The sequence below is a fragment of the Pseudomonas sp. DF5 genome (assembly GCF_058148225.1).
Genome location: NZ_JBYVYM010000002.1, coordinates 76,235 through 97,634, shown reverse-complemented (window position 1 = coordinate 97,634; position 21,400 = coordinate 76,235). Strand labels below are relative to the sequence as shown.

At 57.4% G+C, this 21,400-nt stretch carries 17 protein-coding genes, 1 tRNA gene and 1 pseudogene; 11 read left to right on the top strand and 8 right to left on the bottom strand.

All coding sequences use genetic code 11. From position 1 onward, the window contains the following. The first annotated feature begins 19 nt into the window (after positions 1-19). The 7 genes from AC30D7_RS02490 to thrS all read left to right on the top strand — a co-directional run bounded on the left by AC30D7_RS02490 (position 20) and on the right by thrS (position 12,132). Entirely contained in the window at positions 20-5,770 is a 5,751-nt protein-coding gene (locus AC30D7_RS02490; RefSeq protein ID WP_490132894.1) for an amino acid adenylation domain-containing protein, read from the top strand. A 43-nt stretch (positions 5,771-5,813) separates the two neighbouring features. After that, on the top strand, positions 5,814-6,458 hold the full coding sequence (locus AC30D7_RS02485; protein WP_490132893.1) for an isochorismatase family protein: 645 nt from the start codon (positions 5,814-5,816) through the stop codon (positions 6,456-6,458). Further along, a complete protein-coding gene (locus AC30D7_RS02480; RefSeq protein ID WP_253547621.1) occupies positions 6,455-6,721 on the top strand; it encodes a hypothetical protein in 267 nt (88 codons plus the stop codon). Before AC30D7_RS02485 ends, AC30D7_RS02480 begins: the two co-directional genes overlap by 4 nt. Further along, positions 6,718-7,488, top strand: a complete 771-nt coding sequence (locus tag AC30D7_RS02475; protein ID WP_490132892.1) for an SDR family oxidoreductase — start codon at positions 6,718-6,720, stop codon at positions 7,486-7,488. The genes AC30D7_RS02480 and AC30D7_RS02475 overlap by 4 nt, the downstream gene beginning before the upstream one ends. A 42-nt stretch (positions 7,489-7,530) precedes the next feature. Then, the gene (locus AC30D7_RS02470; RefSeq protein ID WP_490132891.1) at positions 7,531-8,679 is read left to right on the top strand and encodes a 3-deoxy-7-phosphoheptulonate synthase; all 1,149 of its coding nucleotides are present in this window, start codon (positions 7,531-7,533) and stop codon (positions 8,677-8,679) included. Further along, entirely contained in the window at positions 8,676-10,094 is a 1,419-nt protein-coding gene (locus tag AC30D7_RS02465; RefSeq protein WP_490132890.1) for a chorismate-binding protein, read from the top strand. The genes AC30D7_RS02470 and AC30D7_RS02465 overlap by 4 nt, the downstream gene beginning before the upstream one ends. 124 nt (positions 10,095-10,218) lie before the next feature. After that, the gene (thrS, locus tag AC30D7_RS02460; RefSeq protein ID WP_253547629.1) at positions 10,219-12,132 is read left to right on the top strand and encodes a threonine--tRNA ligase; all 1,914 of its coding nucleotides are present in this window, start codon (positions 10,219-10,221) and stop codon (positions 12,130-12,132) included. On the opposite strand, the gene AC30D7_RS02455 is transcribed toward thrS, so the two are convergent. Beyond that, the gene (locus AC30D7_RS02455; protein WP_490133052.1) at positions 12,099-12,449 is read right to left on the bottom strand and encodes a hypothetical protein; all 351 of its coding nucleotides are present in this window, start codon (positions 12,447-12,449) and stop codon (positions 12,099-12,101) included. The two genes, thrS and AC30D7_RS02455, sit on opposite strands and share 34 nt — an antisense overlap. A 743-nt stretch (positions 12,450-13,192) precedes the next feature. On the opposite strand from AC30D7_RS02455, the gene AC30D7_RS02450 reads away from it, so the two are divergent. From AC30D7_RS02450 to AC30D7_RS02435, 4 genes and pseudogenes are all read left to right on the top strand, one after another. Continuing rightward, positions 13,193-13,762, top strand: a complete 570-nt coding sequence (locus tag AC30D7_RS02450) for an alpha/beta fold hydrolase (protein WP_490132889.1) — start codon at positions 13,193-13,195, stop codon at positions 13,760-13,762. A 970-nt stretch (positions 13,763-14,732) separates the two neighbouring features. Next, a pseudogene (locus AC30D7_RS02445) lies at positions 14,733-14,929 on the top strand (hypothetical protein). Positions 14,930-15,134: 205 nt separating this feature from the next. Continuing rightward, a complete protein-coding gene (locus AC30D7_RS02440) occupies positions 15,135-15,425 on the top strand; it encodes a type II toxin-antitoxin system ParD family antitoxin (RefSeq protein WP_490132888.1) in 291 nt (96 codons plus the stop codon). A 2-nt stretch (positions 15,426-15,427) separates the two neighbouring features. Beyond that, positions 15,428-15,784, top strand: a complete 357-nt coding sequence (locus AC30D7_RS02435; protein WP_490132887.1) for a type II toxin-antitoxin system RelE/ParE family toxin — start codon at positions 15,428-15,430, stop codon at positions 15,782-15,784. 207 nt (positions 15,785-15,991) lie between these two features. Here AC30D7_RS02435 and AC30D7_RS02430 read toward each other — a convergent pair whose 3' ends face one another. The 7 genes from AC30D7_RS02430 to AC30D7_RS02400 form a co-directional block, all read right to left on the bottom strand. Next, positions 15,992-16,291 carry an Arm DNA-binding domain-containing protein gene (locus tag AC30D7_RS02430; RefSeq protein WP_490132886.1) on the bottom strand — a complete coding sequence of 100 codons (300 nt, stop codon included), beginning with the start codon at positions 16,289-16,291 and terminating at the stop codon, positions 15,992-15,994. Between the two features lie 224 nt (positions 16,292-16,515). Further along, a tRNA-Gly gene (locus tag AC30D7_RS02425) sits at positions 16,516-16,591 on the bottom strand. A gap of 63 nt (positions 16,592-16,654) precedes the next feature. Beyond that, positions 16,655-17,215, bottom strand: a complete 561-nt coding sequence (gene pgsA / locus AC30D7_RS02420) for a CDP-diacylglycerol--glycerol-3-phosphate 3-phosphatidyltransferase (protein ID WP_452626818.1) — start codon at positions 17,213-17,215, stop codon at positions 16,655-16,657. 33 nt (positions 17,216-17,248) lie between these two features. Further along, positions 17,249-19,072, bottom strand: a complete 1,824-nt coding sequence (gene uvrC / locus AC30D7_RS02415; protein ID WP_007933764.1) for an excinuclease ABC subunit UvrC — start codon at positions 19,070-19,072, stop codon at positions 17,249-17,251. 2 nt (positions 19,073-19,074) lie between these two features. Further along, positions 19,075-19,716 carry a response regulator transcription factor GacA gene (gacA, locus tag AC30D7_RS02410; RefSeq protein WP_008015884.1) on the bottom strand — a complete coding sequence of 214 codons (642 nt, stop codon included), beginning with the start codon at positions 19,714-19,716 and terminating at the stop codon, positions 19,075-19,077. A gap of 127 nt (positions 19,717-19,843) precedes the next feature. Continuing rightward, positions 19,844-20,287 carry a GNAT family N-acetyltransferase gene (locus AC30D7_RS02405; RefSeq protein WP_490132885.1) on the bottom strand — a complete coding sequence of 148 codons (444 nt, stop codon included), beginning with the start codon at positions 20,285-20,287 and terminating at the stop codon, positions 19,844-19,846. Continuing rightward, positions 20,288-21,046 (bottom strand): carbon-nitrogen hydrolase family protein, encoded by a 759-nt coding sequence (locus AC30D7_RS02400; protein WP_490132884.1) that lies wholly within the window; start codon positions 21,044-21,046, stop codon positions 20,288-20,290. It abuts the gene before it with no gap. Between the last annotated feature and the right edge of the window lie 354 nt (positions 21,047-21,400).

Sequence of the window (21,400 nt, the reverse complement as noted above, 5' to 3'; positions counted from 1 at the left end):
TACCGGAGTTAAAACTGGCATGTCAGCCTCCTTCACCACGTCTTTGACATCTGCCCAGCAGTCGATCTGGATGGGACATCAATTCGATCCGCTGAGCCCCGCCTACAACGTTGCCAGCTATATCGAAATTAGCGGCAGCATTGATCAACAGCGCCTCCAGCGCGCCTTGCAAAAGGCCGTGGACGAGATCGAAGCCTTGCGAGCTCGATTTCATGAACATGACGACGCAGGCATCAGCGGTTTGACACAAACCGTGATGGCCGAGGCGACCGTCGATCTCACTCTGTTCGACCTGACCGGCAACGGCGCCCCCAAAACCGCAGCGCGGGCCTGGATGGACAACGATGTCGCCCAACCCACCGACCTGGTGAACGGCCCTCTTTTCACCAGCGCATTGCTGCAAGTAGCGCCACAGGTCAGCTACTGGTATTTCAAGACCCACCACATCGCCATGGACGGTGTCGCGCTGTCCATGCTCTTCAAGCGAGTGGCCGAACTTTACGGACAAACTCCGGGGCAATCATCGCCTTCGCCCTTTGGCAGCCTGCGCCAAGTGCTTGAGAATGAGCAGGCCTGGTGCGCCTCGCCGGCCTTTGAAGTGGACCGTGAATTCTGGCGCCAGCACTGTCAGGACATGGGTGAAGTCACCAGTTTCAGCAGTGAAGTGGCACAGCCTTCGCACCAGGCCATTCACTATCGGCAATCACTGAACGATCAGGTCCTGGCTCGCCTGCGCGAACGGGCAGATGCCCTGGGTTCCCATTGGGTCAACCTGCTGCTCAGCGCCTTCGGGGCGTTTGTCGGGCGCAGCACCGGCTACCGTCAGGTGGTGGTCGGCCTGCCCATGATGAACCGCTTCGACACCGGCGCGGCCAACGTTCCCTGCACGCTGGCAAACGTACTGCCGCTGCGTCTGGACATCAAACCGGGCGAGAGCGTCGAACAATTGCTGGCGGCTGTCGAAGCGCAATTGACCGGCCTGCGCGCTCATCAGCGTTACCGGGCCGAGGACATTCGCCGCGACTGTAATTTACTGGGGGAAAACCGGCGCCTGACCGGCCCGCAGATCAACATTGATTTTTTCTCCGCCGCCCTCTCGTTTGGCGGTATCCCGGGCCAGGTCCACGTCCTGAGTGCAGGCCCAGCGGACGATTTCTCGCTGCTGATCCAGACCCGCCCCGACGGCAACGCGCTGAACATCATTGCGATGGCCAACCCTGCCCTTTACAGCCATGAAACCCTGCAACGGCACGTGCAACGTTTTGTCCGGTTTGTCGAGCGTTTTGCCGCAGCCAGCGACACCGCCCTCGGCTTGCTGGATGCCTACGATGAAGAAGATCCGGGTTTCGCTCAAGGCAACGCCTGTTTCGCACCTGAAGGTGATTCAAAAACGCCACCGGTCACTTTGGTCGAACGATTCGAACAGGCCGTGCAAGCAACACCGGACGCCCTTGCCCTGACACTCAACGGCGAACACCTGTCTTATCGGGTGCTGAACGAGCGCGCCAATCGTCTCGCGCATTTGATCCGCAGCGAAGTCGCGCAGGTCGGTTCACAACCGATCGCCCTGTTGCTGGCCCGATCCGTCGACACCATCGTCTGCATCCTGGGTGTCTTGAAGACAGGCGCCTATTACGTACCGCTGGATCCTGACGCGCCTGCCGAGCGTATCGAGACCATCCTCGACGACACGCGTCCCGCACTGGTGATCTGCGATCAGTCCAGCCGCGACCTGCTCGCCACGGCCTGTTCCCCGGTGTTGTCCATCGACGGGCCATCAACCCTGAATCGATTGCAGGAACAAGCTGCCAGCAACCTGGACCACGGACCTCGCGCAGAGGACCTGGCCTATGTCATCTACACTTCAGGCTCGACCGGTAAACCCAAAGGGGTGTGCATCACGCACCACAACGTGGTCCGGCTGTTCTCCAGTACGCACCACTGGTTCGACTATCGCAACACCGACGTCTGGTCAGGCTGCCACGGATACATCTTCGATGCGTCGGTCTGGGAGATGTGGGGGGCCTTGCTCCATGGTGCCCGCCTGGTCCTGGTTCCGGTAGAAACGACCCGCGAGCCGGAAAAACTGCTCGAATTGGTGGTCCGGGAACAGGTGACTGTCTTTGGCCAGATCCCCTCTGCGTTCTATCGCTTCATGGAAGCCGAAGCCGACCGTCCCGACCTGTCTGGTCAATTGAACCTGCGCTACCAGTGCTTCGGCGGCGAGGCACTGGATTTGAGCCGACTCAAGCCTTGGTTTGAACGGCACCCCGACAGCCGGACGACGTTGCTCAACCTGTACGGCATTACCGAAACCACCATCAATGCAACCTATCAGTTCATCACCCGCGAACAGGTACTAGCCAATAACGGCAGCCTGATCGGCACGGTTTATGACGACCTCGACATCAAAGTCCTGGACGATGCACTGCGCCCTGTGCCCGTGGGCAGTTATGGCGAGATGTATGTGCGCGGAGCCGGCCTCGCCCGTGGCTACCTGAATCGTCGCGACCTCGACGCAACACGGTTCGTCGCCGATCCCTTCGGCGCCCCCGGAGCACGCATGTACCGCAGCGGAGACGTCGCGGCACTGCTTGACGGTGGTGTGCTGGAATACATCGGCCGGGCCGACCAACAGGTCAAAGTCCGCGGTTACCGCATTGAACTGGGCGAAATAGAAACCCACCTGCGCGGCCATCCGGCGCTTTCCGATGCCATCGCACTGGTGGTCACCGATGCATCGGACGACCCTAAACTCGTCGCCCACGTCGTGCCCAATGCCTCCAGCACCTACGAGGACATTGACACCTCGGCGCTACGCGACTACCTGCGTGATCGCCTCCCGTCCTATATGGTGCCCAGCGCCATCGGCGTGCTGGAACGCCTGCCGGTGACGCTCAGCGGCAAGGTCGATCGCAAGGCCTTGCCCGCGATTGCGCTGTCGAGCTCGCGTCAGATCGAACCGGCCCGGGACGAACTGGACGAGCGTGTATTGGCGAACTGGAGCGCTCAACTGGAGATAGAGACGCTCGGTATCGACGATAACTTTTTCGACATCGGCGGCGACTCGATCAAAGCCATCCGCATCTGCCGCGACCTGGGTCTGCCAGTGACGGAACTGTTCGAACGCCCGACGCCTCGCGCTTGCGCCGACTATCTGCGTGATCACGCCGACCGTGACGGCCCCGATATTACCCGTTGGCTGCATGAGTTCGACAAGGCCGCGGGCAAAGACCGGCTCAACCTGGTCTGTGTCCCATTCGCCGGCGGAAACGCTTTTGCTTACCGCAACCTGGTCAACCAACTCTCGAACGTGTTCACGTGCGTGTCGGTCAACCTGCCGGGGCACGACATCATGCGCCCCGATGAAGCCATGCAAGACCTGGAAGCGGTGGCGGCCGGTGCGGTTCAGGAGATCCTCTCCAGGCTGAGCGGCCCGATCGTCGTCTACGGCCATTGCGCCGGCAACGCCATCGCCATTGAAATCGCCCGCCGCCTCGAACAAGGCGGGGCCGACCTGAAAGCCCTGGTCATCGGCGGCATGCTGCTGGATCAGGACCCTGTGGAAGTCCGCGCCAATGTTTCCGGCCAAAGCGGTGAAAACATCATTGATTTCCTGCGCCAGATTGGCGGGTTCAAAGAAGCCCTCGACGATGCCAGCATGGCAAGCATCGCGCGCATGACCAAACACGATGCCACGCAGACCGCTCGCTTCTTTGCTGAAGAATTGCAAGATCGACAACGCTTGCAGGCACCGATTCACGTCATCGTCGGCAACGAGGATCCACTCACGCCAGACTTCGACACGCGCTACAAGGACTGGGCGACTTACAACCCGAATGTGACGCTGTCGGTGATCGAGGGTGGCGGACATTACTTCGTGACGGATCTGGCGGCGCCATTGGCAGACGTGCTGCGTGAGCATTACCAACACCTGAACCCTGGCACGCCACAGCGTGCGACTCGGACTCTGCGAGCGTTTCACAACCCGTTCGACGAGCTTCAGGGGAGTTTCCTCCTGCTGGCCAACGACGCAGGCCAGTTGTCGCTATGGCCTGAATTTGCACCTTCCCCAGCAGGCTGGAACAAAGTGTTCGGCCCGGCGAGCCATGCCGAGTGCCTTGGGCAGACGCAAGCCGCAGACGCGGTCATGGCGACCGAGCCGCCGCCACCAACAGAAGGTCTGGACGCTCCGTATTGGCCTCTTGAGTTCGAGGCACGCTATCGCGCCAGTGGCTGGTGGACGGGTGAAACCCTTGGCGCCATCCTTACCCGGCACGCGCTGATTGACCCGCATCGGGTGGCCGTCACTGAGGGCGAGCGGCATTTGAGTTACTCGCAACTCGATACCAACGCGGATCGCATCGCCGACGGCTTCGCAACACTTGGCCTGAAAGCCGGCGACCGTGTGATCGTGCAACTGCCTAATACGATTGAGTTCATCGAAACCATTTTCGGGCTGTTTCGCCTCGGCGCGATTCCGGTATTCGCCCTGCCCTCCGACCGCCTGAGTGAGATCACTCACATCTTTGAGATTTCGGGAGCGGTCGCTTACGTCATCAAGGACCATGCGCTGGGGTTCGATTACCGCCGCATCGCCACCGACATTGCAAGCAAGGTCACGTCGCTCAAGCATGTGATCGTTGTTGGCGACGCTGAAGGCTTCATTCCTTTTGCCAAACTCTTCGGGCGCACTGCCGCCTGGCCGCAACGAAGCTCACGCGAGCCGGCGCTGATCACCTTGTCCGGTGGCAGCACTGCACTCCCCAAACTGATCCTGCGCCGACATGACGACTACCTCTATAGCTTCAAGGCCAGTGCCGAAATCTGTCAGTTGGACACCCACAGCGTCTACCTGTGTGCCCTGCCTGCCGGCCACAACTTCACCCTGAGCTCACCCGGTTTCCTCGGGGTGCTGTATGCAGGAGGTCGCGTGGTCATGACATCCGACCCGAGTGGATCGGCGGCCTTTGCCCTGATAGAGCGTGAGCGAGTCACTCTGACCTCACTGGTCCCAAGTCTCGCCCAGTCCTGGTTACACGCACCGCGCCAATACGATCTGTCGAGCTTGCGCTTGCTACAGGTCGGGGGTGCACGTCTGAGTGACGATGTGGCCGAGCGCTTGGCCGCCGCGTTCGACTGTCAGCTGCAACAGGTCTATGGCATGTCGGAAGGACTGGTCTGCTACACCGGCCTGGGAGACACGGTCGAGCATGTGTTGCAAACCCAGGGGCTCCCCATCAGCAGCGACGATGAAATCCTCATCGTCGACGAAAACGACGAGCCGGTGCCCGACGGTGTGCCCGGGCAACTGTTGGTCCGCGGGCCGTACACCATCCGCGGGTATCTGAATGCACCTGAACACAACGTCCGGGCTTTCACATCCGACGGATTTTACCGCACGGGCGATGTGGTCATGCGCCGGGAAGATGGCTACCTCGTGGTCACCGGCCGCATAAAGGATCAAGTGAACCGTGGTGGTGAAAAAATCGCCGCCGAAGAAATCGAGGGTTATTTACTGGCCCATCCGGGAGTACTGGAAGCCGCAATCGTCGGCATACCGGATGAATACCTCGGCGAGATGTCATGCGCGGTGGTGGTCTTGGCCTCTGGGGTCGACTTTGCGCCCAACACCCTCAAGTCGTTCGTTCGCCAACAAGGGGTAGCGGCCTTCAAGGTCCCGGATCAGGTTCGGCTCGTCCCGTCACTGCCCAAGACCACTCTGGGCAAGATCGATAAGAAAGTACTACGCACACAACTCAGCCAATAGCCCACCCGCTGCCCCTGGCCCCTGAACCTATAAGGACTGAATCATGGCAATCCCACAGATCATGGAATACCCCGCTCCGAACGGCATTGCACTGCAACGTAAACCGCTGGACTGGACCGTCGACCCGTCCCGCGCGACACTGTTGATTCACGACATGCAGAACTATTTTGTGGCGCCCTATGCGTCGAAAGCCTTTGTTGATGCCATGGTGCAACGCATCGCGGCCATCAGGGAATGCTGCCACGCCTTGAACATCCCGGTGTATTACAGCGCCCAACCCGGCGATCAACCCAAAGACGAACGCGGTTTGCTGACCGACTTCTGGGGCCCGGGAATGCCTGAAGATGGCAGCGCAAAGTCCATCGTGCCTGGGCTTGAGCCTACCCCCGAACTCGATGAAGTGCTGGTCAAGCACCGTTACAGTGCCTTCGCCAAATCCGACTTGCTCAAGCGCATGCAAAATGGCAATCGTGACCAACTGATCATCTGCGGGGTCTATGCCCACATTGGTTGCCTGATTACCGCGACTGAAGCTTTTATGTCCGATATTCAGCCATTCGTGGTGGCTGATGCCTTGGGCGATTTTTCCCTCGACCTGCATGAAATGGCAGTGCGTCACATGGCCCACTGCTCCAGCAAGATCATGTCCTGCGATGAAATGCTGGCAGAACTGGGAAAAGCGCTATGAGCAGTGGACATCCGAACTACCAGGAAGCGGATTTCTACGCCGATATCGCCGCGACTCTGCGAACCACACCCCAGTCACTCGTGGAGCTCGACTCGCCTCAGGACGCCGGACTGGATTCGGTTCGCCTGCTGATACTCAGTGAAAAATGGCAGCAACGCGGTATCACCGTGAGCTTTCTGGAACTCGCCGAACGCCAAAGCTTCGCGGCCTGGTGGCGACTCATCAGTTTGCGCACGCGCGGCCTGGAGTGCGAACGCCCATGAACCGTTTCGAAAACCAGGCCATTGTCGTGACCGGTGCTGCCCAAGGAATTGGTGCAGCCGTTACGCGTCTGTTGCTGGCAGAGGGTGCCTGGGTCTATGCCCTGGATTGCAATGCTCAGGCGTTGGCCGCTCTGGCCGACGAACAGCGCTCGCCTCGGCTGTCTGCGACAGTCGTCGACATCACTCGGCCGGACGACGTCGAGGCCGCCATTGCCAGCATTGATGCCGAACACCCGCTGGACGGTTTGGTCAACAACGCTGGCGTATTGATCCCCAAGGACATTGCGTCGACGACGACGGCCGACTGGCTGAAGACCTTCGAGGTCAACGTTCACGGCACTTTTTTTGTCTCCCAGGCGGTCGCCGTCCGCATGGCCGAACGCGGTCAGGGGGCGATCGTCACGATCGCCTCCAACGCGGGCAGCACACCGCGTGTCAACATGGGCGCCTACTGCTCGTCCAAGGCAGCGGCAGCGATGCTGACTCGTTGCATGGGACTGGAGTTCGCCTCGCGGGGGCTGCGTTGCAACGTTGTATCGCCAGGATCGACACGCACCCCAATGCTCGCGAGCCTGGCGGGGGAAGGTCCAGAAACCGACCAACGCCTGATCGAAGGCGACCCACGGCTTTATCGACTGGGCATTCCGCTGCAAAAGCTCGCTGAGCCAGGGGACATCGCGGCGGCAGTGGCCTTCCTGCTGTCTCGCGACGCGCACCACATCACCCTGCAAAACCTGGTCGTCGATGGCGGAGCCACCTTTGAGTAACCCAGCCCCTTCGCCACGTCGAGCATTGCTTGGAGACTTGAAATGTTGAACCTTGATTCGATATACGCGTCGCTATCCTGGCATCCTGGAAGCTGGCGCGACAAAGAACGCCGCCATATGCCCGACTATCAAGGGAAACAGCTCTCGACCGTGCTCAAGCAACTGTCCCGCCTTCCCGGACTGGTGGATGAAAGCGAGATTCTTCGACTGAAGCGTGCGCTGACCCGCGCCGCTGAAGGCAAGGAATTCGTGCAACTCATGGGCCAGCGTGATCAAAGCTTGAACGACGCCAGTGCGGCCAGCCTCGATCAACCCCTGAAGGCACTGGAATCGCTGAGCCGCTACCTGGGATTAATGCTCGGCCAACCCGTGCTTTCGATTGGCTCTGTCGCCGGGAGTTATGGTCGCACCCAGCCGCAAGCCACCGAGATCCTTGGCGGTGCAACGCTGGACCGCTATTTCGGTGAGATGGTCAATTGCCGGGAGGCCACGCCCTGGGCCCGACGCCCCGACCCCAATCGCCTGCTCTGGGCTTATGAGGCTTCGCAGGCTGCGATGCAGGTCCTGCGAAACAAGGCATCCGCTGTCCATACCACCCATGAATGCGCGCACTTGGAATATGAACAAGCCCTGGTGCGACGTGCACGAAACGCCAAGTTCTATGCCACCAGCGCGTCATTGCTGTGGATTGATGGTTGCAACCTGTTCAACGACAGCTGCTACGTGGAGTTTGCACGGGGCCTGGAAAACCCTATCGCCCTACGTCTGAGTGAGCCGGTCGACCCCGCTGTGTTGATCGAGGCGGTTGAGCAGCTCAATCCCGAACGGCAAACGGGGAAAATCCTCCTCATCGCCAGTGCGGGGGATGCGCCAGAAGTGTTGGGTGAAACAATCCGTGTCCTGCAGTCCCGGCGCTCACCGGTGATATGGCTGTGTGATCCGTTGAACGCACAAGACTCGCGTCGTCACACGGCAAGCCTGGCACAGAACGTCGCGCACGAATGGGATCAAACCTTGAGGCTGCACCGCACCGTTGACAGCCGATTGCATGGCATTGCATTGGAAGTGCGCAGCAGCGACTCCAATCGATTGGCCTCTGAGCCAGACGAAAACCCGGGGGCGTTCTTCGATTTTCAAAAAACGTTGCAACTGTGCAGCCACTTGGCCCATGTCTACCGGGAGTCGCCATGAAAAACCTCAAGCATGCGAGCTTTGCCAACCCCTATCCGGCGTTGACCGCGCACGAGCTCGGGGCGGCGTTGTTACCCATTCTGGAGCGACGTTTCCCGCTACTGGCGAGCGAATTCATCGGTCTGTTCAGCCATCACACCGAAGGAGTCAATAGCTCGCTGGTTGGATTGGGCAGCGAGTTTCGCCTAATTGCACTCAACGATGGCGAACGCCTGAACCTGGAGCTTCAGCACGAGAACAGCGTGTGCCTGTCACGCACCCTCGCGCTGGACCCCTCGACACTGTTCCATGAACAGCTATTCGGGGCAGTGGCCCAGTTCATCAACCAGTTGAGCCCCTGGCTCCAAGAACATCACGACTTACCACCATCGACCGCTTTTCTGGGGGGTTGGCGCTGTGCAACCCATCCCGAGCGCCTGAACGAGCCGGTGATTTTCACGTTGCCACGGGTAATGTGCCGGATCAGCGATCAGCAACTGGATTTCAGTTGTTTCCACGAGGACATCTGGTACGCGATCGATGAAAGCCTCATCACCTTTGCGACAGACTTTACTCCGACGGCCAATCCACGGGTTACAGGACGCGAAGACATTCCCTCCTGCACCGACTATGTGGACAACCTGATCGGGCTGTTGAACGAACTGGCACCGACAACCGCCGATAAGGTCGTCATCGGTCGTGAAGTCAAGCTGACGCTGGAGCGGCCCATTGCCCCGGCGCTTTTATTGCGCCTGATAGCACCTCGCCCCAACCCGCATTACGAGTACGTATTTCGTTGGGCGGACGAGGTGGCATGGGTTGGTATTTCACCGGAAACGTTGCTACGCAAGAACGGTCGCAGCTTGGTGGTCGAGCCACTGGCAGGCACTCGCAAAGGTTCCCATGAGCACGACAAAAGTGCCCGCTACCGCCAGGAACTGATGAGCGACCTCAAGGAACTCGAAGAACATGAAACCGCTGCCGGGCTGTTCTTCGAGCAGCTCTCGACCGTCTGCGAAAGCGGGTCTTTGTCGTTGCGCGAATCACGAAGCGTGATCGACCTGGGCTATGTTCAACACCTTAAAAGCCTGATCAGCGGCACGGTAAAAACGGGCTTGAACGTATTTGACGCGCTGGCTGCGGTCTACCCGCCGGCAACGATCTGGGGCAAGCCATTGGCAGCGTGCGGTGAACGGATCCGCCGATACGAACAAATCGAGCGTGGTTTTTTCACCGGTGGCCTGGGCTACTTCACCTTGGGTGATGACGCAAATTTTGCACTGGCGATTCGCACGGCCAAGCTCACATCCACCCATATTCACGTCTATGCTGGCAGCGGTATCGTCAAGGCCAGTGACCCGTACAGGGAATGGCTGGAGACCAATAACAAAATGAAGCCCTATTTAGCTAATGAATATGTCTGGAACCTACCGTAATATGGTTGAATGCACTGTGCAGCTTGCCCACTCAATACACCCATGACGTGGTGTTTCTAGACTAACGCCCACTCACAACGCGTTCATGCGTTAGATTTCATTTAATACTCGAGCATTCTTATATATGGTCACTATCGCTCTACCGGACGGCAATCTTAGAGATTTTCCAGAACCTTTGACTGTTCAACAACTGGCCCAATCCATTGGTACGGGATTAGCTGCCGCGACAATCGGCGGCAAGGTAAATGGAACGCTAGTTGACGCTAGTTATCTTCTGGAAACAGATGCCACCGTAGAGATCATTACCACTAAAAGCGCAGAAGCGCTGGAACTGGTGCGCCACTCCACCGCTCACTTGATGGCACAAGCCGTCCAACGCCTGTACCCCGGCACCCAAGTTACCATAGGGCCGGTTATCGATAACGGTTTCTATTACGACTTCGTCACCACTCGCCCGTTCACGATGGATGACCTGCCGCTGATCGAGACCGAGATGGCCACTATCGTCAAGGAGCAGCTGTCCGTGGTGCGCTCTGAAATGTCTCGCGATGAAGCGCTGGCGTTTTTCCAGAATATTGGTGAGAGCTACAAGACAGAAATCATCCATTCCATTCCGTCGAATGAGCCTCTGTCACTTTACACCCAAGGCGAATTTACTGACCTGTGCCGCGGTCCCCATGTACCAAACACCGCCAAACTGGGTGCCTTCAAACTCATGAAGGTGGCCGGAGCCTACTGGCGGGGCGACTCTAACAACATCATGCTCAGTCGTATCTATGGCACTGCCTGGACCAACGAAAAAGAGCTCAAAGCCTATTTGAATCAACTTCAAGAGGCCGAAAAACGCGATCACCGCAAACTGGCAAAACAATTCGACTTGTTCCACCAACAGGAAGAAGCGCCAGGCATGGTGTTTTGGCATCCTAAAGGCTGGTCACTGTGGCAATCGGTCGAGCAATACATGCGCCGGGTTTATCGCGATGGCGGCTACCGCGAAGTAAAGTCGCCGCAAGTGCTGGACAGCGCGCTGTGGAAAAAATCGGGGCATTGGGACAACTACAAGGAAAACATGTTTGTCACCGAGTCCGAAAACCGCCAGTACGCGCTCAAGCCGATGAACTGCCCGGGTCATATCCAGATATTCAAACATGGCTTGCGCAGCCATAGAGAGTTGCCGATTCGTTACGGCGAGTTCGGCGGCTGCCACCGTAATGAGCCGTCCGGCGCGTTGCACGGCATCATGCGCGTGCGGGCATTCACGCAAGACGATGGCCATATCTTCTGCACCGAAGAACAGATCGCGGCGGAAATCAAGGCGTTCCACTATCAGGCGCTGAAGGTGTATGCCGATTTCGGCTTTACCAATATTGCCGTGAAGATCGCGTTGCGTCCCGAACCGGGCAAACGCCTGGGCAGCGACGAAGTCTGGGACAAAGCCGAGAATCTGCTGCGATCGGCGCTGTCCGAGTGTGATGTCGAATGGGAAGAGCTGCCTGGCGAAGGCGCGTTCTACAGCCCCAAGATCGAATATCACCTGCGCGACGCCATCGGTCGTGAATGGCAAGTGGGGACAATGCAGGTTGACTACCACATGCCTGATCGCCTGGGCGCCGAATACGTTGATGAGCACTCGCAGCGACGCAAGCCGGTCATGCTGCACCGAGCGATCGTTGGATCTCTGGAGCGTTTCCTCGGCATCCTAATCGAACACCATGCCGGTCATTTCCCTCTATGGCTGGCACCGGTGCAAGCCATCGTGGTCACCGTCACCGATGCCCAAAATGATTACGCCGATCACTTGCGCAATCATCTGGTCCAACTGGGCTTCAGGGTTGAGGCTGATCTGCGTAATGAAAAAATCGGCTACAAAATTCGCGAAAGCACCTTGCAGCGCGTTCCGTATTTGCTCGTTGTCGGAGAGAGAGAGAAAGAGAACGGTACCGTCACCGTTCGCACCCGCACCGGCGAAGACTTGGGCAGCATGACAATGGACGCCTTGCACACCTACCTGCTCAACGAACAGACCACTGCCGGCTGATTGCCCGGTTCTGCCCTCGACACACCGAAGGCCATTCGCAAGAATGGCCTTTTTTTACGACCCCATGTTGGCCCTCGGTCCACCCGCCCTCCTAATGCATGACCAGACGAGCGAACTTGAATAAGGAGGACCTGTCGCCCTCCAACACAAACGACCTCTCTACCCCAGCACCAGCTCACCCGCGGCTGATGTGCGGAGCCATTCTGGCGTTCTGAGCGCTTGCGAGCTGATTGAATTCTGAAGGTCAAGGAATCGACAAACCTGAAGATGACGGCGTTGCCTGATTCAGGTGACAGATAGTCGTCTGGAAAGCGCAGATCGAATCTTACGCCCCCCAGCGGTGATGATTAGCTTCTGGTCACCGACGGGGTACTTGGCCAACGTCCGCGCTAATAGAGGGGGAGTCGTCGCAGCATAGATGATCAACCCACGCCGCAATGGCGGTTAGAGCGGGGAAACGAGGCAAAAAAACTGGGTATCGACTACCCGACCAGATACCTAGTTTTGAAATTCCACGCTTTGATACTGACTATTTATCGGATACCCGACTGATTATTTGTTTGCTATTTATTAGTTCATTCAAACAAGTAGCTAAAGTAGTGCAGATAGTAATATTTTTTCGCAAAATCGATAGCTGGATAAAATTCTCAAGACTTTGATTAAATTAGAAAATATCAAAATAACCGCGAACAGACTCGCGAAGACTATGCCTGACAAACAAGTCACTAAGTCAACCAAGAGTACTTAGCTACTTAATTTTTGAAGGTTTTCGATACGAGTCATTCTCACTTAGAAAACCTTTGCTTTTTTAGCCTTCCTTTTCCATATAAATAAATAATTAATATATATAAGAAAAGGTAGCTAAAAGTAGCAGGCAAGGCTCTGCCCTGCGGGAGCAACTGAGCCCATCCTTTCGGATCCTTTCGGGCAGCCGTAAACCTAACGTCAGCTTTTCAGCCGGCCGCAGTTTCGTTCGTGCTTCAGTCCTGCGGCTAGGGTTTCGTCACGTTCATCGTTTACCTTCAAGGGCAAGGAGCATCTACCTTTCTGCACTGTGGACTTGGGCGCGGCCACCCGTCCCCCTTCGTTCAATCCCAAGCAGCTGAAATGGGCTCACAAATATCTGCAAAGGAAAGGCGAAATAGACCTGATAGATCGCTCCTCAACGATCGATAAGCTCCATCAGATCGGCGAGGAGCTGGAGCGATCGAGAACAGGAGCACTGATCCTTGGCCAGATGAGGGGCGCATGGCGGCAGGCAAAATGCAAAGACTCAGATAAGGACAAGGACCGGAAGACCTATGCCTTCAAGCTCGAAATCGATGTAAAGGAAGAGCTGACGCGACTTGCCAAGAAGAAAAAGATCACTGCCGCCGACATGCTCAGCAGACTGATCTCTGCCGAGCCGGATGCTCATGCAAGGTTTGAGGAGAAGCTCAACGAAGCAAAAAAGACGCACAAAGAACTGCTGAGTGACTCCAGAAATAACACTGCCCACTACAGACAGCGCCTTGCTCAACTGTTACCCCGCGCGGAACTACACGTTTTCCCTGGTGCCGATCACAGTTTGGGCTTTACTCACGCTGCCGAGGTGGCGAGGTTGATCGAGAGACATCTGGCCTGCTGGTGAGCGGAACACTTGTTGCCACCGCATCGGACTGATTGTGCGGCCCCGTGCGTTTCAAGACATCTCGGATAGCGGACAGACAACCGGAAGCATATCGCTCCTAACCTCGCCGGATACTCTGCGCAAACCGCGTAGAGATGAAAAAAAATTTAAGCGTAGCTAAAAGTGTACGAACCAACCTTGAGGCTATGACATGTGATTTCGCACCTCATTGACCACCTGCTACGGGGCGTTTTCTGCCGACTTTGACAGGCAGAAAACGGCTGTGGATTCAACCGGTCGATGCAACAGATTGGCTAAATCGCTAAGCTTGCCGTCACCAAACCTCTGAGTCGGGCGCGGCTCAGCGCTGCGAATGCGGGAACGGTTTAGGGCATATTTAGGGCAAGTTAAGGGCCGCCATAGGCCGCAGCACGCCTCAGATCGATTCATAAAACGCCGTTTTTACGGCCTAGAGCGGACCAGACGGAAGCTGAAGGGGTTCGAATCCCTATCCACGCCACATACAAAATCGTGCGTGAATGACCGCATTCGATTTCAGCCCTTCGCGGCAGACAGCAATCGGCAGATCTGAATAAGGAACTGACCAAGACCGAGTCCACGCATAGTCATTGGTTGAGCGGTTTAACCGATAACCGATCAATCCTCATGGAGAGGCCCGCCTTACGCGGACTTTTGCCAGCGTTTTCGTATCCGCCCTGTCATGCCTTCGTCATACCCAACAAGCACAATGCGGTCAGCCAAAGGGATTTGGCCCCATCGACAGAAAGCCCGGCTAAGTCCCGGCTTTTTCGTTCCAGCGACATGCTTTTCACGAAGTGCTCACAGAACGGAGCGCAGATTGAACGGACAAAAGGATTTGACCCCATACAGAGAGCCCGCCATGCGCGGGCTTTTTGTTGTCAGCCATTCCCCCGGCTAAGCTCCCCACTCTCTCGAATGGAGTCGAAGCTATGCCCCCCCCGAATACTCACTGCCTAATGTCCTTGAGCGCCTGTACCAAAACCAGCTCGCCTTAGAGGCGGCCGCGTTGGAGTTGACCTTAAGGGTTGAACGCCAAGGTGCGACAGATACTGGCGACAATGTCCGTGGCGCGCCTCACACGATTGTGAGAACTCCGGACACATCAAACAGGGCCTGGCCAAGCTGAGAACCCAAGACCCACACTGATCAAAACGGCCCCGATGTCCCGCCTGCAACACCCTTCTGTGCATTTGCAAATGCACTCCGGAGCCAGCACGCGCTGTTCGGCGCGAAGGATGCTCCCGTACGCCCCAGTTCGTCAGATCCAGCTCTCAAGCTATGTGTTTCTGGGTAAAATGGCATAATATGCCAATGGTCGAAAGAACCTGTTTGCCCAGAGCTGGAGCTAATGATGGCGACGCGAAACGTTGTGCTCACCCCTCACCAGGAACAAGTTATCCATGACCTGGTTCAGTCCGGCCGTTATCAGAATGCCAGCGAAGTGATGCGAGAAGGTTTGCGTCTATTGGAACAGCGCGTCGCCGAAGACACCGCCAAAATTGAGGCCCTACGTCAGGCGACCTCGATCGGCATCATGGACCTTGAGCACGGGCGCTTCACTCAGTTGAACGGAGGGGATCTGGAACACTACCTCGAGGGTTTGAGCCAGGAGGCCACCCTCCCCGCGCGTGAAAAACACTGAGCATGTCGCAGTATCGGATTTCCAACGCGGCGCGCGCCAACATTGTCGACATCCTCAGGCTCTCCCAGACGCAGTTCGGCGATCAAGCACGCCAGCGCTACCAGGCACTGATCCTCGCGGCGCTGCAAGCGATTGCCGACACGCCTTATCGCATTGGCAGCCACGACCGCGATGAGCTTGCACCGGGCCTTCGCAGCTATCACCTCATCTATTCACGCCAGCAGGCCAAACAAACCCCTGGAACGGTCAAAAGCCCACGCCATATCGTGTTCTATCGTGTGGCAAACGACGATGTGATCGAGGTCGCCCGACTTCTTCATGACGCCATGGAAGTGCAACTGCACCTGCCCAACGACTGATCACCGACCTGGCCTGAAGACTTAACCGGCCATGAACAGCGAAGGTAAGGCGCCCCCCTCTACATCTCAACCTGAGCGCCCTCGCTGTCAGCCGACTCGGCGGCCAATTGAAGAGGGGGCTGTGGGTCCGACCGGACTATCGAGACCCACGACCAGAAACACGATGCTCAACGTTGCGTACCACTTTCAATGCTGAACAACCGCTTCTTAGGCGTTTTCCGTGGCCAGGCGCCTGGCATTACGCTCCAGCTGCCGATGGACACGCGGATCGATGCCCCTAGCGACCAGTGCCCTCGCAACATCACGCAGAGCACGAGCATCTCGTAAGCTAATTTCAGGATAGGTACCGAGAGAAATACGGGGTTGCTTATCCGCCCAGGAAAAGCGGAAGTGCCAGCACTTGGCGCCTTTCGTATTCACGAAAAGAGCGAGGCCGTTGTAGTCAGGGAGGGTGTAGTCCTTGGCACGGGGTTTGGCGTACCGGACTGCCGTATCGGTGAGGGCCATCGTACAATCTCCGTCTCGTTTGGATGGAGGAGATTTGTACGGTTTCCAGAGAGGCGAGTCCCACGAAAAAATGATCTACCAAGCGCCGGATTAATGTACTAAAAATGTACTAAAAAATCGTGGCTGCTAGTGATTTAAAGAAGAACTTACTGGAACGAAAAAAGAGGCCTAAGCCTCTTTTTTGGGTTTCTACATACTTCAATGGAAGCCTATAGAAAAATAATTGGAGCGGGAAACGAGACTCGAACTCGCGACCCCGACCTTGGCAAGGTCGTGCTCTACCAACTGAGCTATTCCCGCGTCTTGGTGAGGCGCATTCTATAGAATCCAGATGCCCCGTCAACCCCTTGATTCAAAAAAGTTTTATTTCTTTTCCACATCCGTCTTCAGATGCGGCCAGGCAGCTCGCAAGTACTGGACCATGGACCACAAGGTCAGGCCAGCGGACACCATCAGCAAGGCGTAGCCGATCAGGACCCAAAAGCTGAAGTCCGACGGATTGGCCAGCAGGATCACCAACGCCAGCATTTGCGCGGCGGTTTTCCATTTGCCCAGGTTCGATACCGCCACATGGGCACGGGCGCCGAGTTCCGCCATCCACTCGCGCAGTGCCGATACGACGATTTCGCGACCAATAATGACGGCGGCCGGCAGCGTGAGCCACAGGTTGCCGTGTTCCTGCACTAGCAGCACCAGCGCAACGGCGACCATCAGCTTGTCCGCAACAGGATCGAGGAAGGCCCCGAACGGTGTGCTTTGTTCCAGACGTCGGGCCAGATACCCGTCCAGCCAGTCAGTCGCGGCGGCAAAGGCAAAAACCGAAGCCGATGCCAGATAGCTCCAGTGGTAAGGCAAGTAAAACAGCAAAATGAAGATCGGGATGAGCAGGACGCGTAGAACGGTAATCAGATTAGGGATATTCATCGGCACAACTGGCTACGAGGTGAGTTGGGCATTCTACTCGCTGTGCAGATTTGCATAAATCAACTCTGCGAGCTTTTTACTGATCCCGGGTGCTTTGGCGATCTCTTCGATGCTGGCACGAGACAGCTCCTGCAATCCACCAAAATGTTTCAACAAATCCCGTCGACGTGTCGGTCCGACACCCGCAACCCCTTCAAGCGTGGAGGTGCGGCGGGTCTTACCGCGACGTGCACGGTGTCCGGTAATGGCAAAACGGTGGGCTTCGTCGCGGATCTGCTGGATCAAATGCAGCGCGGGGGAATCACCGCGCAAGGTGAATTCATGGGCCGCGTCGTTGAGGTACAAGGTTTCGAAACCGGCCTTGCGCGTCGCCCCCTTGGCCACGCCCAGCAGAATCAGGTCGGGCACGGCCAGCTCATTGAGCACGTCACGGGCCATCGACAGCTGACCTTTACCGCCGTCGACCAGCAGAATGTCCGGCAGTTTGCCCTCCCCGTCCTTTAACTTGCTGAAGCGTCGGGTCAAGGCCTGGTGCATCGCCGCATAGTCATCACCCGGCGTAACGCCTTCGATGTTGTAGCGGCGGTAGTCGGACTTGATCGGGCCTTCCGGGCCGAACACCACGCACGACGCCACGGTGGCCTCGCCACTGGAATGACTGATGTCGTAGCACTCCAGACGTTGCGGCGGCTCGTCCAGGCTCAGCACTTCGGCCAGGGCATCGAAACGTGCCGCAACGTGTTGCCGGTTCGCCAGACGTGCGCCCAGCGCCTGCTCGGCATTGGTGACCGCCAATTGCTGCCAGCGCGCTCGGGTGCCACGTACACGATGGCTGATGGTCAATTCACGACCGCGTAGCTCTTCAATGGCCGCGATCAGGGTTGGAAAGTCTTCGTGAACCACGTTGACGATCAGCTCGCTCGGCAAGTCGCGCTCTGGGCTGCTGATGAAGTACTGACCGAGAAACGCCGCCATGACTTCGGAAACGTCTTCTTCAATACCCACCTGCGGAAAGAAGTTCTTGCTCCCCAGCACCCGGCCACCGCGCACACTGATCAAGTGCACGCAGGCGCCACCCGGATTGACGAACGCCGCGATCACATCGACATCGCCCGTCCCGCCCTCCATGCTTTGCTGGTCCTGGACCCGGCGCAGCAATGAGATCTGGTCGCGCAATTCGGCGGCACGTTCAAACTCGAGATTGACCGCTGCTTCCTCCATGGCCGCGGACAACTCGTCCGCCAGCGCGTTGCTGCGCCCCTCAAGAAACATCACCGAGTGGCGAACATCTTCGGCATACACCTCGGGCTCCACCAGGCCGACACACGGCGCCTTGCAGCGCTTGATCTGGTATTGCAGGCAAGGTCGCGTGCGGTTCTTGTAATAGCTGTCTTCACACTGACGAACAAAAAAAGCCTTTTGCAGCAGGCTCAGGCTTTCGCGGATCGCTCCGGCGCTGGGGTAAGGGCCGAAATATTTGCCCTTGGCCTTTTTCGCTCCGCGATGGATGCTCAAGCGTGGGAACTGGCCATCCGAGAGAAAGACGTAAGGGTAGGATTTGTCGTCGCGCAACAGGATGTTGTACGGCGGGCGCCATTCCTTGATCAGCGTCTGCTCGAGCAGCAAGGCTTCGGTTTCGTTGGCCGTGATGGTGGTTTCGACCTGGGCGATACGGCCTACCAGCGCGGCGGTCTTGGGGGCAAGACCGGTTTTGCGGAAGTAGCTCGCCAAACGCTTTTTGAGATTCTTGGCTTTGCCGACATAAAGCAGACGGGCATCGCTGTCGAACATGCGATAGACACCCGGCCGCCCACTGACCGTCGACAGAAAAGCGCTTGGATCGAAGGTTTCAGTCATTTTCAGAGGCTGGCGTCAACCATGCCGTGACGAACCGCCAACAGCGTCAACTCGACATCGCTGCTGATCGAAAGCTTTTCGAAAATACGGTAACGGTAGGTATTCACTGTTTTTGGTGACAGGCACAGCTTGTCGGAGATGATCTGCACCTTCTGACAGCCGACGATCATCAACGCAATCTGGATTTCCCGCTCAGACAAGGCGTCGAACGGCGAATCGTTGGTTGGCTGGAACGACTTGATTGCCAGTTGCTGGGCAATCTGCGGGCTGATGTAGCGTTGCCCGGCAAACACCAGGCGAATGGCCTGGACCATTTCCGGCAATCCGGCGCCCTTGGTCAGGTAACCCGCGGCACCAGCCTGTAACAAGCGGGTAGGAAACGGATCTTCTTCGCACACGGTGACCGCAACGACCTTGATGTCGGGATGACTGCGCAATAATTTGCGCGTAGCTTCAAGACCGCCGATCCCGGGCATCTTGACGTCCATCAGCACCACATCGGGTTTCAACTCACGCGCTTTGAGCAGGGATTCCTCTCCCGACTCGGCCTGACCGACTACTTGCAGGCCATCGATGTCAGCCAGCATTCGTGTAATGCCTGTACGAACGAGATCATGGTCATCGACTACTAGCACCCTAATCAAGCAGACACCTCGCGATTTGGTCTTATTGGGTTGCCGGACACCTTAGCAAAAAGCAACTGACAGACCTAGCGGCAAGCAGCATATAAAAAGTGTCAATTCTTCTTTCGAGGCTTGCCACCAGTGTGTTTCAGCGATGCAGTCCATTGATATCACGCTGCATTCTCAGGAAACACTGGTCTTTACCGACCACCTTCATGCCCATTCTTTCGTAAAGTATTTTTGCCGGATTATTTTCAAAAACGGTCAGACGCAATGCCGGACGCCGTTCCTTGCAGGCCATGGCGAATACCTGGTCGATCACCCAGGAGCCGGCGCCCTGCCCCTGATACGCTTCAAGCACATGCAATTCGCGGATATACAAGGCTCTGGCGTCACGGCTCAGACTGACATACCCCATCAGCGTGTTATTACGCACAATCAACCAGTTTTCGCGTCCTTCCCAGGCGACATCAAAAGCCTCGTCCTGCCACAGCAGTTCATGTTGAATGTAGTAGCGAAACATATTCCGACAAGTCAGGTCACGAGCGAAGTCCAGGTCACGAGACGTTGCCGGGCGCAATTCAAACCCCATTCAAACCTCCGCGACAGCCACGATTTGCCCCTTCCAGCCGTCAGCATTGCGACGAGCAACCACCATAAGGTTCCCCGTACCCGGTGCCGCCGCAACCAACGACCCGTCCGCCGCCCAGATTGCACTACGCCCTGCCGACTCCCAGCCACCCGTTGCGCCACCATGGTTGGCCATCAGTACCGCCATCGAGTGGGTGCGGGCATAACCTTGCAACAGTTCGGTATCTGGAGCGTAGCCGTTTTCTGTGATCAGCACGCCCGCTGCATACAGATCTGCGTCCTGCCGTGCTGCGGCTGCCGCGTGACTGGCGTGAGAAAAATCGGCGCATACCGCTAGCGCGACGGTGTCTGTACCGATCTTTAGTGTCGAACCGCCCGTTCCAGGGGCAAACGCCACCTCCTCGCCCGGATGCAGATGCTGCTTGCTGTAAACCCCGAGCAAACCATCGGCCCCCAATACCAGGGCACCAATCAACACCGGCGAATCGTCTGACAGACGAATCGGCATCCCGACGACACTGGTCACACCGACCTCCCGCGCGAAATCGCGCAGAGGCTGCAGCACTCTGGCGTCTGGCGTGATGGCCAGTTCCGCTGCCAGACCGCGCTCGTAGCCGGTCAGCGACAGTTCCGGGAACACCAGCAATTGCACGCCCTGCTCCGCGGCAACCTGTATGAAGCGCAGGTGCCGGGTAATATTGGCGGCAAGATTACCGGCGACGGAGATCGATTGAGCGGCGGCGATGGTCAGTGTCGTCATGGTTCGTCCTTGTGACATAGATGGTTTGGGCGCCGGTTACACGCCGCCCGTTGCGTAAAGTGTGTCACAACTCCCGACGTACCCAACCGATAGAAACGCCCTGTGATGCTCGATAGCATTTTCTGATTGAATCCGCGTACCGGCCTCTAGTAAGCTCGGCTCATTCATCGGAGACAGACCATGTTCAACGCCCTCTCACCGCTTCGTACCGCCAGCGCCCCGCGCTCGGTTGCGGCTGCCCGGGTGAATGACGTTTGTGCTTCGGTCAGCTTTTATTTTGGGTATTGGTTTAGCCACTGGCGCGCCTGATACCCACACGGCGCCCACTTTAAACGGGTCGCCACCAGAGAATTC

Excerpts from the sequence above, each read along its gene's own strand:
- AC30D7_RS02490 (WP_490132894.1), top strand. The coding sequence starts at position 20 with ATGTCAGCCTCCTTCACCACGTCTTTGACATCTGCCCAGCAGTCGATC.
- AC30D7_RS02485 (WP_490132893.1), top strand. The coding sequence starts at position 5,814 with ATGGCAATCCCACAGATCATGGAATACCCCGCTCCGAACGGCATTGCA.
- AC30D7_RS02480 (WP_253547621.1), top strand. The coding sequence starts at position 6,455 with ATGAGCAGTGGACATCCGAACTACCAGGAAGCGGATTTCTACGCCGAT.
- AC30D7_RS02475 (WP_490132892.1), top strand. The coding sequence starts at position 6,718 with ATGAACCGTTTCGAAAACCAGGCCATTGTCGTGACCGGTGCTGCCCAA.
- AC30D7_RS02470 (WP_490132891.1), top strand. The coding sequence starts at position 7,531 with ATGTTGAACCTTGATTCGATATACGCGTCGCTATCCTGGCATCCTGGA.
- AC30D7_RS02465 (WP_490132890.1), top strand. The coding sequence starts at position 8,676 with ATGAAAAACCTCAAGCATGCGAGCTTTGCCAACCCCTATCCGGCGTTG.
- thrS (WP_253547629.1), top strand. The coding sequence starts at position 10,219 with ATGGTCACTATCGCTCTACCGGACGGCAATCTTAGAGATTTTCCAGAA.
- AC30D7_RS02440 (WP_490132888.1), top strand. The coding sequence starts at position 15,135 with ATGGCGACGCGAAACGTTGTGCTCACCCCTCACCAGGAACAAGTTATC.
- AC30D7_RS02435 (WP_490132887.1), top strand. The coding sequence starts at position 15,428 with ATGTCGCAGTATCGGATTTCCAACGCGGCGCGCGCCAACATTGTCGAC.
- AC30D7_RS02430 (WP_490132886.1), bottom strand. The coding sequence starts at position 16,291 with ATGGCCCTCACCGATACGGCAGTCCGGTACGCCAAACCCCGTGCCAAG.
- pgsA (WP_452626818.1), bottom strand. The coding sequence starts at position 17,215 with ATGAATATCCCTAATCTGATTACCGTTCTACGCGTCCTGCTCATCCCG.
- uvrC (WP_007933764.1), bottom strand. The coding sequence starts at position 19,072 with ATGACTGAAACCTTCGATCCAAGCGCTTTTCTGTCGACGGTCAGTGGG.
- AC30D7_RS02405 (WP_490132885.1), bottom strand. The coding sequence starts at position 20,287 with ATGGGGTTTGAATTGCGCCCGGCAACGTCTCGTGACCTGGACTTCGCT.
- AC30D7_RS02400 (WP_490132884.1), bottom strand. The coding sequence starts at position 21,046 with ATGACGACACTGACCATCGCCGCCGCTCAATCGATCTCCGTCGCCGGT.